12 protein-coding genes are annotated in these 14,485 nt (G+C 68.9%); 2 read left to right on the plus strand and 10 right to left on the minus strand.

Going from position 1 to position 14,485, the window contains the following annotated elements; translation table 11 throughout:
* Positions 1-181 precede the first annotated feature (181 nt).
* Together KF709_11755 and feoB are read left to right on the plus strand one after the other, a co-directional pair.
* Positions 182-1,216, plus strand: a complete 1,035-nt coding sequence (locus tag KF709_11755) for a metal-dependent transcriptional regulator (GenBank protein MBX3175081.1) — start codon at positions 182-184, stop codon at positions 1,214-1,216.
* Positions 1,213-3,351, plus strand: a complete 2,139-nt coding sequence (gene feoB, locus KF709_11760) for a ferrous iron transport protein B (protein MBX3175082.1) — start codon at positions 1,213-1,215, stop codon at positions 3,349-3,351. The genes KF709_11755 and feoB overlap by 4 nt, the downstream gene beginning before the upstream one ends.
* 51 nt (positions 3,352-3,402) lie before the next feature.
* Here the strand turns inward: feoB and KF709_11765 are convergent, their stop codons facing one another.
* The 10 genes from KF709_11765 to KF709_11810 all read right to left on the minus strand — a co-directional run bounded on the left by KF709_11765 (position 3,403) and on the right by KF709_11810 (position 14,456).
* A complete protein-coding gene (locus KF709_11765) occupies positions 3,403-4,500 on the minus strand; it encodes a hypothetical protein (GenBank protein ID MBX3175083.1) in 1,098 nt (365 codons plus the stop codon).
* 151 nt (positions 4,501-4,651) lie between these two features.
* Positions 4,652-5,122: a hypothetical protein gene (locus tag KF709_11770; GenBank protein MBX3175084.1), complete on the minus strand. Its 471-nt coding sequence runs from the start codon at positions 5,120-5,122 to the stop codon at positions 4,652-4,654.
* 145 nt (positions 5,123-5,267) lie between these two features.
* Positions 5,268-5,831, minus strand: coding sequence for a DUF4287 domain-containing protein (locus KF709_11775; GenBank protein ID MBX3175085.1), 564 nt, complete (start codon positions 5,829-5,831; stop codon positions 5,268-5,270).
* A complete protein-coding gene (locus KF709_11780; protein MBX3175086.1) occupies positions 5,824-6,354 on the minus strand; it encodes an SRPBCC domain-containing protein in 531 nt (176 codons plus the stop codon). Before KF709_11780 ends, KF709_11775 begins: the two co-directional genes overlap by 8 nt.
* Positions 6,287-6,721, minus strand: a complete 435-nt coding sequence (locus KF709_11785) for a helix-turn-helix transcriptional regulator (GenBank protein MBX3175087.1) — start codon at positions 6,719-6,721, stop codon at positions 6,287-6,289. Before KF709_11785 ends, KF709_11780 begins: the two co-directional genes overlap by 68 nt.
* A 194-nt stretch (positions 6,722-6,915) precedes the next feature.
* Complete coding sequence (locus tag KF709_11790; GenBank protein ID MBX3175088.1) at positions 6,916-9,543, minus strand: ABC transporter permease; 2,628 nt, start codon at positions 9,541-9,543, stop codon at positions 6,916-6,918.
* 3 nt (positions 9,544-9,546) lie between these two features.
* Entirely contained in the window at positions 9,547-9,879 is a 333-nt protein-coding gene (locus tag KF709_11795; protein MBX3175089.1) for a PadR family transcriptional regulator, read from the minus strand.
* A gap of 210 nt (positions 9,880-10,089) precedes the next feature.
* Positions 10,090-11,202 (minus strand): tRNA 2-thiouridine(34) synthase MnmA, encoded by a 1,113-nt coding sequence (gene mnmA, locus KF709_11800; GenBank protein ID MBX3175090.1) that lies wholly within the window; start codon positions 11,200-11,202, stop codon positions 10,090-10,092.
* A gap of 31 nt (positions 11,203-11,233) precedes the next feature.
* Positions 11,234-11,764, minus strand: coding sequence for a hypothetical protein (locus tag KF709_11805; GenBank protein MBX3175091.1), 531 nt, complete (start codon positions 11,762-11,764; stop codon positions 11,234-11,236).
* A gap of 214 nt (positions 11,765-11,978) precedes the next feature.
* Complete coding sequence (locus tag KF709_11810) at positions 11,979-14,456, minus strand: ABC transporter permease (GenBank protein MBX3175092.1); 2,478 nt, start codon at positions 14,454-14,456, stop codon at positions 11,979-11,981.
* Between the last annotated feature and the right edge of the window lie 29 nt (positions 14,457-14,485).

Raw genomic sequence — 14,485 nt, forward strand, 5'->3', positions numbered from 1 at the left:
CGCCCGGGCCGCGCCGCTCGCGGACTCCGCGCGGCGGGCCCCCTCTCCAGCGCTTATCCTCCGCAGCTCCGTCCTAAGCCCTTGCGGGACTTTCGTTCCGGTGTAGAATTAGGACGTACTAACTTTAGTATTCGCTCCTCATAGCCCGCGGCGCCAGCAGCTGCTGCGCCGCCGGATCCCCATGGACGTCTATTCGCTCAACCCCGCCGTCGCGCTGCTGGTCTTCGCGCTCGGCCTCGTCGGCGCGCTCGCGCTGGCTTGGCCGCGGCGCGGCGTGCTGGCCAAGCTGCGCCGCACCTGGCGGATGTCGGAGCGGGTCCGGCTCGAGGACGCCGTGAAGTACCTCTTCCATCGCGGCGACGATGCTGCGGTGCGCGCCGAGGCCGTGGCTGGCGCCCTCGCCATCAGCGATGGCACGGCGCGGCGACTGCTCGCGCATCTGGTGCAGCTCGGGCTGGTGCGCATTCAAGGCGCGGGCTTTGCGCTCACCGACCGCGGCCGCGCCGACGCGCTTCGCTTGGTTCGTACGCACCGGCTGGTGGAGCAATGGCTGGCCGACCGCACCGGCGTCGAGGCCGCCGACTGGCACGAGGTGGCCGAGGAAGCGGAGCACGAGCTCAGCGCCGAGGAAGTGGAGCGACTCGCGGCGCAGCTCGGCCAGCCGCGCTACGACCCACACGGCGACCCCATCCCAACTGCTACAGGCGAGATGCCGTCCGACGGCCGCATCCCGCTCAGTGAGTTGGGCAGCGGCGGCGCCGGCATCGTCGCGCACCTCGAGGACGAGCCTGTCGAGGACTACGCGACCCTGGCAACACTCGGCGTCGCGCTCGGCAAGACGTTGGTCGTCCGCGATCGCGATGACCACAGGCTGCACCTGGAGCTCGACGGCAAGCACATCACGCTGCCGCGCACACTCGAGTCCGCAGTGAGCGTGCGTCCGGTGGCACCGACCAGCACCGCTCGGCCGCACACCTTGGCCGAACTCGTGCCCGGCGAGACGGGGCGCGTGGCGGGCATCAGCCCCGCCTGCCACGGCGCGCAGCGCCGTCGCCTGCTGGACCTCGGCGTGGTGCCGGGCACGGACATCAAGGCCGTGATGCAGAGCGCGGGCGGCGACCCGATGGCCTATGACATCCGCGGCGCGCTGATCGGCCTGCGCCGGCAGCAGGCGGAGTGGATCCTGATCGACCGCGCGTCGGAGCAAGTCGCGTGAGCCCGACCACTTTCCGCGGGCGACCGCTCACCACCGACACGCAACTCGTCCAGTTGGCGTCGCGCTCGGAGCGCCACGACCATCTCGTGGCGCTGGCGGGCAATCCCAACACGGGCAAGAGCACGGTATTCAACGCGCTCACCGGCCTGCGGCAGCACACCGGCAACTGGCCGGGCAAGACCGTCACGCGCGCCGAGGGCTACTTCGCGGCCGGCGGGACGCGTTTCAAGATCGTCGACCTTCCAGGCACCTACTCGCTGCAGGCCGCGAGCGACGACGAGCAGGTGGCGCGCGAGATGCTTTTGTTCGGCAATCCCGACGTCACGGTGCTGGTCATCGACGCCACGCGCCTTGAGCGCAACCTCAATCTCGCGCTGCAGGTGTTGGCTATCACGCCGCGCGTGGTTGTCTGTCTGAACCTGATGGATGAAGCGAGGCGCCACGGCATCGCACTGGACCCGGCGGCGCTGTCGCGGCAGCTCGGTGTGCCGGTGATCGCCGCGTCGGCGCGTTCGGGGCAGGGCATCGAAGAACTGCGAGAGGCCGTGCGGGCGATGGCCGCCGGTGAGACGCCAACCACTCCGTATCGCGTGCAGCGATTCGATGCAGACATCGAGGCGCTGATTGCCGAGGTCGAAGCCGAGGTGCAGCGGGCGCATCCTGAGTCCACGAATGCGCGATGGATCGCGCTGCGCCTGTTGAACGCCGACGAGGGCGTGGAGTCGGATCCCGACGTGCTGCGCAATGCCAACGCCGTGCGCTGGCGATTGCCCAACGATTATCAGGATCGCATCACCGAAGGCATCTACCGCGCCGCCGAGCAGATTGCCGCGGCCTCGGAGATGGCTGGCCTGAAGCGCGTGCAGTTCGATTTTGATCGCAAGCTTGATCGTCTGCTAACCAGCCGCGTGGTCGGCTTTCCGCTGATGATCCTTATCCTCGGCGTGGTGTTCTGGATGACCATCGCCGGCGCGAATGTGCCTTCGGCGATGCTCGGCACCCTGCTGGTGGACAACGGGCACACCTGGCTTACCGGACTGTTCAACGCCGTGGGGTCACCCGACTGGCTGCGCGGGCTGTTGGTGGATGGCGTGTACCTCGCCACGGCTTGGGTGATCGCGGTGATGCTGCCGCCGATGGCCATCTTCTTCCCGCTGTTCACGCTGTTGGAGGACTTCGGCTACCTGCCGCGCGTGGCCTTCAACCTCGACGCGCTGTTCCGCCGCGTGGGCGCGCACGGCAAGCAGGCGCTCACGATGTGCATGGGCTTCGGCTGCAACGCGGCCGGCGTGGTAGCCACGCGCGTGATTGACAGCCCGCGCGAACGCCTCGTGGCGATCATCACGAACAACTTCTCGCTCTGCAATGGGCGTTGGCCCACGCAGATCCTGCTGGCCTCGGTGTTCGTTGGTGCGCTGGCGCCGGCGGCGCTGGCCGGCATCGTCTCGGCCTCGAGTGTGGTGGCGGTGACGCTGATCGGCGTGGCCGCGATGTTCTTTGCGTCGTGGCTGCTCACGCGCACGGTGCTGCGCGGCGAGGCGACGAGTTTCTCGCTGGAGCTGCCGCCGTATCGGCCGCCGCGTCTGTGGCAGACGCTGTACACATCGCTGATTGACCGCACCTTGATCGTGCTCTGGCGCGCGATCGTCTTTGCGGCACCGGCCGGTGCGGCCATCTGGTTGGTGTCGAACGTGCACCTCGGCGGCGCGAGCATCGCCGAGCACGTGGTGACGGCGATGGAGCCGCTGGGATTCCTGCTCGGGATGAACGGTGTGATCCTGCTCGCCTACATCGTGGCGATTCCGGCGAACGAGATTGTGATTCCCACTGTGTTGATGCTGACCGTGCTCACGGGCGGCGCGCCCGAACTCGGCGCCGGTGCCGGCGTGATGTTCGAGCTCGAGGCCGCCGGGGTGGGCGAGCTGCTGCGCGCGCACGGCTGGACGACGCTTACGGCGGTGTGCCTGATGCTGTTCAGCCTGCTGCACAATCCCTGCTCGACCACCATCTACACGATCTGGAAGGAGACGGGCAGCGTGAAGTGGACGAGCATCGCCACGCTACTGCCCTTGGCGATGGGCTTCGGCGTCTGCTTCGTCGTGGCGCAGGTGTGGCGGCTCGCCGGGGGCGGGTGATGCGGGTGGGGGCGCCGCAGGACCGGTGAGCCGCCGCGCTGCCGTTGGTGCCTATGGCAGCGCCTCAAGGGGGAATCGCAGGCCGGTGATGATTCCGTCGGCCGTGCCGTCCATCGCCGCGGCGACGGTTGGCTCCAGCACCTCGACCTCGGCGCCATCGACCAGCGCGCGCCGCACCAGCGATTCGATCTCCAGCGGGTGTTGGCGCCAGGCTTCAGTGCTGAAGATCAGCTCGGCGATGGCGCCCATCTGCGCGGCGCGCTCGGCCACGGGGTAGCCAATCGCCGCCTTGCCGCCGGCGAGTGCCAGGTCGCGCAGCGCCGTGACGCGCTCTTCCTGCTGCCTGGCGTGCAGGGCGTGGAGCGCGGCGCGGATCTCATCGAGGTAGTCGCGCGGCGCACCCATCCGCAGGTCGGGCGCGAGGATGGCGCGCTCGCGTGTTGCGGCGGGCAGGGCCTCAAGTACGTGTACCGCGGCGTCGGGCGCTCCGCCGATGAGGATCGGCATCCTGAGCTCCGCCATCGCAGCGACGCGACGAACGACACTGCTGTGCAGACGGTCGGTGGCCTCGCGACGCTGGCGCTGGGCCTCGTCCGCGCCGGGTGTTCCGCGCGTGCCGCCGTGGAAGCCGGTGCGCGAGGGCGCGCTCATATGTGGGCCGACCTCGTCGACCTCCTCGGCCTCGAGCAGTACCGGCTCGCCGAACTCGCCGTACGCGAAGCGCGAGAGCCGCGCGCCCTGCCGGTCCACCTGGACGACGAGCGCTTCCTCAGGCTCGGCGACGCGGAGAAAGGGCACCACGCGGGCCCCCAGGCCCCAATGCACGCTGGTCTCGACGCCACGCGGCAGCGAGAGGGCGAGGTCGTCGCCACCGGCGGCAGCGAAGAAGGCCCAGGAGTGGTCGCGGGGCATCGTGCCCTGCGCCGGGAGCTGCTCGAACAGCTTGGCCACGCAGCGTCCAAAGGCCTCACGCTCCTCGGCGGGGCTGTCCTCCATCCCGTCGCTGATGGCATTCAGCTCGTTGCGCAGCATCACCAGCCACGACTGCCGCTCGCCGGGATCCGCGGGCGCGGAGGCGATGTAGACGCTGAGGGTAAGCTCGCCTTGATGGGCGCGGGTGAAGCGCAGCAGCTCGTTCCAACTGGTCATATGCGTGCTCCGTTGGGGCCTGCACGCAATTCCGCTGCGGGACCGCGCCGGGACTATCGGGCGGCTTCCTGATGTGACGTGGGGGGAAGTCCGTCAGGCTCCAGCGGACGGACGGCGCCGCCGGAGTGGGTGCAGCGCCGCGATGACCCGGCTACCAGCCGCGGACCAACACGACCGTGAATCGCGCCCCGCCGGGCATCGGATGGTCCACCAGCGTCAGGAAATCGTCGCCGATGCGCCACTTGGCGCGGCCCACGAATGTGTCGTTCACCTGTGCGAAGGTGGCACTGTCGCCGGCGGCGAGGGCGAGGCCCTGCATATCCACTCTGGCGTCGATGCCGTTGGTCACCTCGCCGGGCACGAAGAGCGTGCCACTGACGATGGCGGCTTCAATCTGCAGCTCGAGTCGGCCGCCGAGTTCCCAGACGTCGACGACATCGCCGTTGGGATAGGTGACGAGCCAGTAGATGGCGCGCCAGGAGCCATCGAGCTGCGCCGTGGGCAGCGGATCCAACGCCGGCTCTTCCGCCGGCGGCGGCAGCAGCGTCTGCTCAGCGCGGCAGCCGAGCGCGCCTAGGGCGAGGAGCAGCAGGATGAGAAAGGTCCGCAGGTGCGCGAGCATCGCGTGGGTCCGGGCTGGGGAGGAAGGCGGCGAGCCACTCGCCACCTGTCCTCCACTGCGCGGACTGCCCGGGAATCACGACACTGGTGCCCCACCCACGTTGAGCCGCGCTGCGACGGCCGCTGGCGAAGTGCGCTGGCCGCGCTCAGCCCGCGTCGCCGTAGGACTGCTTGATCCACCCCGCCAACGTGGCATCCACCTCGCCGACATCGCTGAGCCGCGTCGTGAACGGGCACATCCCGCCCGCCGGCATCGCCTTCAATCTCGCGTGCGCCTTGAGCGTCTTGGAGAACAGCCCGATCTCGACCTGCGTGTTGGTCTTGGGTCCGACCATCAGGAACTGCTTCTTCCGGCGATAGCTGATGTAGTCCTTCTTGGGCGAGACCTCGATCTCGCCCAGCGGCTTGAGCAGCTTTAGCACGGCCTCGTGGATTGGCCGCAGGTCGGCCTTCTTGCCCACGTAGATGGCGTCGAGCGGGTCGTCGCCGGCAGGCGCCGCGGCGGCGCCCTGCGCCCCCTTCGTGAGATGTACGACGGTGTTGGCCTGGCCGTGGCCGAGCTTGAACTTCTCCATCAGGAAGCTGCGCAGCTCGCCGTGCTTGCTGAGGCCCGACTTGGCCAGCGCGTCGCCGAGCTGCTTGAGCGTCTTGCCGGTCTGCTTCTCGATGTTGGCGACCATCGTCGCCATTGCCTTCGCTTCATCAGCCATTGGTCTTGCCCTCCAGGGGCCAGTGTTCGCTGCGGCACTTGGCCGGCGTGGTGAATGCCAGCAGCCCGAACATCGCGTAGAGGATCCGCGTGCCGAGGGCCGGCTTGCCCGTCTCGACGATCTGCTTGAGCGTGTTCACGATGAAGTCGCCGCCGCGGGTCATGTCCTTGGCGGTCTTGGTGCCGACGGGCACGTCCTCGGAGATCAGCGTGAACTCCACGCCACCGGCGACCTCCTTCAGTTCGTAGGTCACCTTGCAGTAGGGGTCGTCGTGCGCGGTGAACTTCATCGTGTGCGAGAAGCGGTGCGGGGGCGTGACCTCGAGGATCTCGCCGACCACGGACGTGAACTTCGCGTCCGGCGTGCGCATCTGCACCGGCGAGCCCGCGCTCAGCGCGCGGTAGCGCATCTGCGCGCCGAAGAACGCGAGTTGTGGCGTGTCGGTCTTGGTGATCTCACGCCAGACGTCGTCGATCTTTCCGCGAATCACGACGCGCGACACGAGCTTGACGGTCTCCGCCATCCGATCCCCCTTGGGTCTCTGCAGGTTGTGGGTGTTCGATTGCGTACTTCACGTCCGCCATCTTGCTGCCCCAGAAGCCGCCGTACTCGGTGGTCCAGCGGTCGTAGATGAGCTGGATGGGGACGGGGTTGTGGAAGAGCTGGCGGACGCGGCCTTCCTTGAGCGAGATGACCAGGCCGCTGTCCTCGAGGATGCGCAGATGGTGCATCACGGCGACGCGGGTGGTGTCGAAATGGCCCGCGAGCTCGCCGACGCTGATGCCTGGGGTCAGGCGCAGCAGGTCGAGGATCTGTCGACGCGTGGAGTTGCCCAGGGCGTCGAAGACTTCGGCCATGTCGTCGAGGGTGGAGGCGGGCTGGTCTCGCATATGTAAGAAAATATTGACATATGCGGGATGCGCAAGGGGGCTGAGGGATGCGGGGGAACGGCGGTCGTGAGTTGTGAGTCGTGAGTTGTGAGTAAAAGGCGGATGCGGGTCACTGCGCAGCCCGCATCCTCACTCACTACTCACAACTCATAACTCACAACTGCAGTTGTCAGGCTAGATCCAGCGGCGTCCGCCTAACCCGCCCGCAGTGCCCGCATTGGACTCACCCGCGTGGCCCGGGATGCAGGGATCCACGAGGCCAGCACCGCCACCAATAGGATGGCTGCGGCGACCGCAGCGACGGTGAGCGGGTCGCGCGGGGCGACGCCGAACGCGAAACGGCTCAGCACCCGCGAGGCGGCGAGGAAGGCGACAATGCCGATCGCTGCGCCGACGGCGGCGAGGCGCAGGCCTTCGGCCAAGAGCATCCGTCGAACGCGCGCGGGCAGCGCGCCGAGTGCAAGGCGGACACCGATCTCGTGCTGGCGGGCGCCGACGACCTGCATCAGCTGGCCGAAGAGGCCGAGCATCGTGAGCACGACGGCGACCACGGCGAAGGTGGCCAACAACATCAGTGAGAAGCGGCGCGGCAGTGAGGCGGCGCGCTGCAGTGATTCCAGCGTGACGGACTCGTTGCTTGGTACGGGGCCGAGTTCCTGCTCCATCGCCTCGGAGACTGCGGCGAGCGCCGCGCCGCCGCGCGTGGCGCCGCGCGCGATCACGAACACGCTGGCCGTCGGCGACTGCGCGTGTGGCACATACACGGCCGGTCTGCCCGCTGTCTCCATCGAGGTATAGCGCAGGTCGGGCACCACGCCGACAACTCGTCGCGCTGCCGCATTGGCCGGGCTGTTGCCGATCAACAGCGTCTGGCCGACTGGGTCCAAGTCGCCGAAGTAGCGGCGGGCCGCCGCCGCCGAGATCACGGCGACCGGTTCGCCGCTCAAGCCGTCGAACTCATTGAACACGCGGCCCTGCAGCGCCGGCACGCGCAGCGCATCGAAGAATCCCGGGCTCGCGACGACGGCGTACAGCTGCTGTCCGTCGTCGAATCCGGGGCGCTGCACGAAGGCTTCGGTGGAGCCGATCTCAGCCGCCAAGGGCAGCGACGAGGCCACGCCAGCCGCCGCGATGCCGGGCGTCTGCTTCAGGCGCGACTCCATCGCCCGGCCGGCGGCCTCACGCTCGGCGTCGCTGCGGCGCAGATGCCAGAAGTGTTGCTCCACGCCGACCACGCCGCTCGCATCGTAGCCCTGCTCGGTGGCCATCAACTGCGACCAGGAGCGCAGCAGCAGGCCGCCCGAGCAGAGCAGCGTCACCGAGATGGCGATCTGCGCAGCGGTGAGCACGGTGCGCAGCCGCCGCCCGCCGCGCGAGGAGGCGTCGGAGCCGCCGCGTAATGCGTCGTGCAGGTCGCGGGCCGCGAAACGAATTGGTGTGATTCCCAGTACCAGTGTCACCGCGACGGTGACGCCGATGCCAAGCCAGACTGAACGCGCGTCCACGCCGAGCTCGGCAAGGCGTGGCACGGAGGATGGCACCCAGCCGCGCAGCAGCTGCAGGCCGACGGCGCCAAGTGCGAGTCCCAGCGCGCCAGCCGCGGCGCCCAGCAGCGCCGACTCGGCGAGCAGCTGCCGCGTGATGCGCGTGAGGCCGGCGCCGACGGCGGCGCGCACCGCGAGTTCGCGCGCGCGGCCCATCGTGTCGGAGAGTAGGAGCCCCGACGCGTTGGCCACGGCCAGCGTCAGCAGCAAGAGTGCGCCGACACCCAGCAGCAGGAGCGCGGGCCGCACGCCGCCAAGCACGGACGCGTCGAGGCGTTCAACGATGAGTGTCCGTGTGCCGGCACTCGGTGGCGCGAGCGCGTCGCTGCGTTGTGCCAGTGTCGTGAGCTCGGCGACGCCGGTCTCGTATGCGACGCCCTCCTTGAGCCGCCCGAACGCGGACCAGAAGTCCGCGACACGGTTTTCCCGGGCGTTGCCCACGGGGATGATGGGCACGAAGAAGTCGCGGCCGTCGAGCAACGGAAAGTCCTGCGGCAGCACCCCGACGATGGTCATCGGTGTGCCATTGAAGCGCTGGCTGCCGCCGATGGACTCGGGTCGGCCACCGAGGTGCCGCTGGAAGAAGTCGAACGACACCACGATGCTGGGATCGCTGCCGGCGACGAAGTCGCGGGCCTCGAGCAGTCGCCCGCGATGCGGCTGTGTGCGCAGCGCGTCGAAGTACGACCGGGTCACGCGCCAGGTGCCGATGTTGAGCAGCTCGCCGTCGCGTTCGATCTCGAGGCTGTAGGGCTGCGCCGCGGCGATGGCTGCGAAGCTGCGACTGCCCTCGGCGAGATCGAGCGCCGTGCCCACTGCGAGGCCGTTGCGCAGCTCGGCGTTCCGCGGATCGCCGCGCCAGAGCGTGACCAGACGGTCCGGCGCCTCGAGCGGCAGCGGCCGCAGCAGGATGCGATCCACCGCGCCACCGAAAGCCACGAAGGTGCCGATTCCGAGTGCCAGCGCGGCAACGGCGGCCGTGGCGAGCACCGGATGCCGCCGCATCCGCCGGCCGGCGAAGCGCAGGTCCATCACGAAGTCGTGCAGGGCGCCGAGTGCGCGGCGTTTGCGGCGGTCGGCCTGGGCGTACCCGAGCAGGTCGGTCTCGAGTGCCTCGCGATCGCCCATCCGCGCGGCCACCCGCTCCGCGACTTCATCCTGCGGCACGCCGGCGCGTTCGAGGTCTTCCTGCGCGAAGGCTTGGTGCGCGTCGAGTTCCTCGCGGATCTCCTTGCGCAGCTCGTCGTCGGACGGGAAGGGGAGTTGGAAGTCCGACATCGCTCAGGGGGTCTCGAGCATCAGGGAGACGGCGGCCGCATAGCGACGCCAGGATGCGACCTCGGCGGCGAGCCGCGAGCGGCCAACGCTGGTGAGCTTGTAGTAGCGGGCGCGGCGGCCGTTGTCTGACACGCCCCACTCGGCGGAGAGCGCGCCGGCGCGGACGAGGCGATGCAGGGCCTGGTAGAGCGCGCCGTCCTCGATCCTGAGGTCGCCGGCGGTGCGCTCTTCGATGCGCTTGCCGATGCCGTAGCCGTGTTCCTTCTGCCAGGAGACGGCTTTGAGGATGAGGAGGTCGAGTGTTCCTGGAACGACGGTCAGTGCGGGCTTGGGCATCGGGTCCCCTGAGTGGCTTTCCCTGAGTTAGTGAGGGGAAGGATGCGGGATGCGGAAGGACTTGTCAAATGCTCGGGATTGCTTGCGCAGATGGGGCTGAGCGGGGGATGCGGGTTGAACTGCAGTTGTAAGTCGTGAGTCGTGAGGAGGAGTGCTCCTCCCTCACCACTTACCACTCATGACTCACAACTTCCCGTATCCGACTGACGCTCAGGCCGCCTGGATCGGCAGCAGCCGCTTCCCGGCCGCGATGATCCCGCCGCCGATCACCGCATCCCCGTCGTAGAGCACGACGCTCTGGCCGGGGGAGATGGCGTACACGGGCTCCTCGAGCGCCACCTCGAACCCGGTCGAGTCCGCGCGGAGCACGGTGCCCGGCACCAGCGCGGCCCGATGCCGGATGCGGACACCGACAGAAGCGCCAACCTCGGGCGGGCCATCCTGCAACCAGTTCGCCTGCTCGCCAATCACTCCGCGGCCGAGCAGGTGCTCGCGCGGCCCGATCACCACCGCGCGGTCGGCTGGTCGCAGCGCCACCACGAACATCGGCTCGCTCGCGCCACCCGGCAGCCGCCGCCGCTGGCCAATCGTGTAGCGCGCGAACCCATCGTGCTGCCCGACGACCGTGCCATCTACCGTGACAATCGGCCCGGTGCTCAGCGCGGGCGCGTCAACAGGCAGCTCCCGCTCCAACACCTTCACGTAGTCGCCATCGGGCACGAAGCAGATCTCGTGACTCTCCGGCTTCTCGGCCGTGAGCAGTCCCAACTCGCGGGCCACGGCTCGCGTCTCCGGCTTCGTCATCGCGCCGACGGGGAGGATCATCCGCGAGAGCACCTCGCGCTCGATGCCCCAGAGGAAATACGTCTGGTCCTTGTTGTCATCCACGCCGCGCAGCAGGCGGCCGTCGGCCACGCGCGCGTAGTGTCCGGTGGCGATGAACGGCGCGTCGATGGCGTCGGCCTTGGCCAGCAGGTCGCGGAACTTGGTGAAGGTGTTGCAGCGCACGCAGGGAATGGGCGTACGGCCCGCCGCATACTCCGCGACGAAGTCGGCGACGACATCCTGCCCAAAGGCGTCCTGCAGGTTCAGCACGTAGTGTGGGATACCCAGCGACTCGCAGACGCGGCGCGCGTCGTTCACGGAGTCGAGCGAGCAGCAGGGGCGGTCGGGCAGGTCGCCGCCGTCCTTGAACAGCTTCATCGTCACGCCCACCACGTCGTAGCCCTCGCGCACGAGCAGGGCAGCGGCGACTGACGAGTCGACGCCGCCGCTCATCGCGGCGAGTACACGGGGCTTGGTGGCGGGGCTGCTGGCGGGCATCCAGAGAAATATAGAAGGCGCCCGGCGGCCCCTAGTACACGGTGAACGCCAGCCCGAACTGGATCGCGTTCGGCAGCACCACGATCGGGCTGTTGAAGCTGTTCACCCAGGTCGTTCCGCCAAAGGTCCAGTGATAGTTGGCGTAGGCTGTGAGCGAGTTCTCCCGCACCGGGAAGTCGTAGCCGATGCCGCTCTGGAACAGAAAGGCGTCGGTCTGCACGATGACCGCGTCATCCTCGGCGATGGCGCGGATGGCGCCGACGCCGCTCTTGAAGAAGAAGCGCGAGGTGGCGCTGGGATAGCCGATGAGGACGAGGCTCAGCGCCGCCGTGCGCCGATAGATGGGCGGCTCGTTGCCGAGCCAGCCGCTGAACTCACCGGCAATCACGAGACGGTCGCTGACCGAGCCGCCGAGCTGCAGGTTGCCCGAGAACCCAGTGATGCGGTTCTCGAAGAAGTCGTTGGTGCAGCCATCGCAGGAGGCGGAGACGGAGGCCGCGCCGCTGCCGACGGAGAAGAAGAAGCCATCGCGCAACGGGCCGTCGCCCGATTGTGCCGTCACGAGCGACGGTGTAGCGAGCATTGAGAGCGCAAGCAAACACTGCACTCGGCGGAGACGTGGGCGCGAAGCGCGCATAGGTCCGTCCGGATTGTGGCGATTGGGCCGCGCGCCGCCGGATGCGCCGCGAGCTTCCGCAGCGAGAATGGGGCGCGGGGCAGCTTCTCGCAAGCTCGCGCCGCCGTGCCCTGCGACGCGAGCCATCGCTACGCTGCGGCTAGCCCTCGCGCAGCGCCTCGAGCGGATTCACCAGCGCCGCCCGCCGCGCCGGGATCCACGCGGCCACCGCACTCACGGTCGCGAGGATCATCAGCGCACCCGCCAGTGTCGTCGGGTCGTTGGGCTCCAGCCCGAACAAGAGCGTGGAGATGAAGCGCGAGAGCCACCAACTCGCCGCGCCACCGATGATCATCCCCGAGACGACCAGCGCGCCCGTGCGCGAGAGCAGCTGTCGCACCAGTCGCGCGGGGTTCGCACCCAGCGCCAGGCGAATGCCGATTTCCGCGCGGCGCCGCACCACCGAGTACGCGGTGATGCCGTAAAGGCCGATGGCGGCGAGCAGCAGGGCCAGTCCGCCGAAGAAGCCCGAGAGCATCGCGACCAGTCGCTCCTGCGCCAGCGCGGCATCCACATACTCCTCGAGCGGACGATACGACAGGCTGACATTCGGGTTCACGCCGGTGATGGCTGCGGTCAGCGCCTGCCGCAGGGCGATGCCATCGTCGGTGGCGGCACGAACGGTGAGCAGCACGCTGCTTCCCGGATCATCTTCCTGTGCGAAGGCACGGTACATCACGGGGCCGATCGGCTCGCGTGGGCTGCGATACACGGCGTCCTCGACCACGCCGACAATCTCGAACGACAGCGTGGGCCGGCTCGGGTACTCCTCGCTGCGCACGACCTGGCCGAGGGGATCCATCCCCTCGAAGTACTTCTTGACGAAGGACTCGTTCACCACGACGGCCAACGGCGTGCCCACCCGGTCGCGCGCGTCGAAATCCCGGCCGCGCAGCAAGCGCGTGCCGTAGGTGGCGAACCAGCCCGGCGTCACGAAGTTGAGGTCGACGATGCGCTCCTCCTCGGGGAGGTTGGGCAGGTGCGCGAATACGAATCCATCGTTCCAGGTGCTGCCGCTCACGGGCGTGATCACGGAGAGCCCGGCCTGCGTGACGCCTGGAATGGACTGCACACGACGCAGCACCTCGTCATAGAGCTGGTGCCGCTGCTCGCTGGCGACGCCGGCGCGTGTCGTGCCGATGTTGGCCACCAGGGCGCGCTGCGGCTCGAAGCCAAGCTCCACGTCGGCGAGGGCGACGAAGGAGCGCACGAAGAGCCCGGCGCCGATGATCAGCAGCAGCGACAACGAGACCTGCGCCACCACCAGCGAGTTGGCCACCACCTTCTGGCGGCCCGAGGTCGAACCGCGGCCCTGTTCCTTGAGGGCGTCCATTGGCGGGGCGTTGGCCGCCAGCACAGCCGGACCCACGCCGAAGAGCAACGTCGTCAGCACGGCGATGCCCGCGGTGAAGCCCAGCATGCGCCAGTCGAGTCCAATATCCAGCGCGACCTGCGAGGCGGAGGTCGAGAGTTGCTGCACGATCAACCGACTGGCCCAGAGCGCGAGCAACAGGCCCAGCGCGGCACCGACCGCCGAGAGGATGAGATTCTCCGCCAACAGATCGCGCGCGACGCGCCAGCGTGGTGCGCCCAGCGCCGTGCGCACGGCGAACTCGTGGCGACGTGCGGAGGCGCGTGCGAGCATCAGGTTGGCGATGTTGCCGCAGGCAATCAGCAGCGTGAGTCCGACGACGACGGCCAGCGCCATCAGCGGACGCTCGTAGCGGTTGCGCAGGCTTGAGATGCCACCGGCGGCGGCTTGCACCGACAGCGGCTCAGCCAGGTAGGTCACTTGGTCCTGCGGCCGCCAGTTCTCCGGGATGGTGGCCTCGCGCACCTGCGGCGTGATGCTGCCCAACAACGCGCTCACGGCCTCGGTTGACTGGTCGGGCCGCGCCCGGATGAAGACCTGCATCCACCAGGTCGAGCGGCGGTCGAGCGCGCTCGCCGACCCACGCAGCACCGGCTCGGTGCCCAGCGGCACCCACACATCGTAGGAACTGCCGACCGTGTGGCCGAGGAAGCTGCGCGCCGCGACACCGACGATCACATAGTTCACGCCCGAGAGCGGGAGCGTGCGTCCGACAACATCGGCGGCGCCGCCGAACCGCGTCTGCCACATCGCGTGGCTGATGACCGCCACCGGACCGTCGGCGCCGCCGCCGCGGACGTCGTCGTCCACGGTGAGGAGTCGGCCCAGCGCGGGGCGCACGCCGAGCACCTCGAAGTAGCGGCCGCTCACGAAGGAGCCCGCCACGGGGTCCGTCTCACCGCCGGTGCTGGCGTCGAAGCGCACGTTGCCAGCGGCAAAGGCGCCGTCCCAGAGGTCCTGCCGCTCGCGGATCTGCTCCCAGATCGGATTGGTCCAGTACTGCCGGACGCCGCCGCTTCGCGTTGGCGCTCCGACGACGGTCAGCCGCGCCGCGTGTTCCACGGGCAGCGCGCGCAGCACCAGCGCATCAACGATCGAGAAGATCGCGGTATTCGCCCCAATGCCCAGGGCCAGCGAGAGCAGCGCGACGACCGTCACGAGCGGCGTCGAGCGCAGGGAGCGAATGGCGGTGCGGAACGGGAGCATAAGTCGGCGGCTGAAGTGGGTGTCGGGAC

Source organism: Gemmatimonadaceae bacterium, assembly GCA_019637445.1.
Taxonomy (GTDB): domain Bacteria; phylum Gemmatimonadota; class Gemmatimonadetes; order Gemmatimonadales; family Gemmatimonadaceae; genus Pseudogemmatithrix.

What these genes read in the sequence shown, in the direction of transcription:
- KF709_11755 (MBX3175081.1), top strand. Translation starts at nt 182, where the DNA reads ATGGACGTCTATTCGCTCAACCCCGCCGTCGCGCTGCTGGTCTTCGCG.
- KF709_11765 (MBX3175083.1), bottom strand. Translation starts at nt 4,500, where the DNA reads ATGACCAGTTGGAACGAGCTGCTGCGCTTCACCCGCGCCCATCAAGGC.
- KF709_11770 (MBX3175084.1), bottom strand. Translation starts at nt 5,122, where the DNA reads ATGCTCGCGCACCTGCGGACCTTTCTCATCCTGCTGCTCCTCGCCCTA.
- KF709_11775 (MBX3175085.1), bottom strand. Translation starts at nt 5,831, where the DNA reads ATGGCTGATGAAGCGAAGGCAATGGCGACGATGGTCGCCAACATCGAG.
- KF709_11780 (MBX3175086.1), bottom strand. Translation starts at nt 6,354, where the DNA reads ATGGCGGAGACCGTCAAGCTCGTGTCGCGCGTCGTGATTCGCGGAAAG.
- KF709_11785 (MBX3175087.1), bottom strand. Translation starts at nt 6,721, where the DNA reads ATGCGAGACCAGCCCGCCTCCACCCTCGACGACATGGCCGAAGTCTTC.
- KF709_11790 (MBX3175088.1), bottom strand. Translation starts at nt 9,543, where the DNA reads ATGTCGGACTTCCAACTCCCCTTCCCGTCCGACGACGAGCTGCGCAAG.
- KF709_11795 (MBX3175089.1), bottom strand. Translation starts at nt 9,879, where the DNA reads ATGCCCAAGCCCGCACTGACCGTCGTTCCAGGAACACTCGACCTCCTC.
- mnmA (MBX3175090.1), bottom strand. Translation starts at nt 11,202, where the DNA reads ATGCCCGCCAGCAGCCCCGCCACCAAGCCCCGTGTACTCGCCGCGATG.
- KF709_11810 (MBX3175092.1), bottom strand. Translation starts at nt 14,456, where the DNA reads ATGCTCCCGTTCCGCACCGCCATTCGCTCCCTGCGCTCGACGCCGCTC.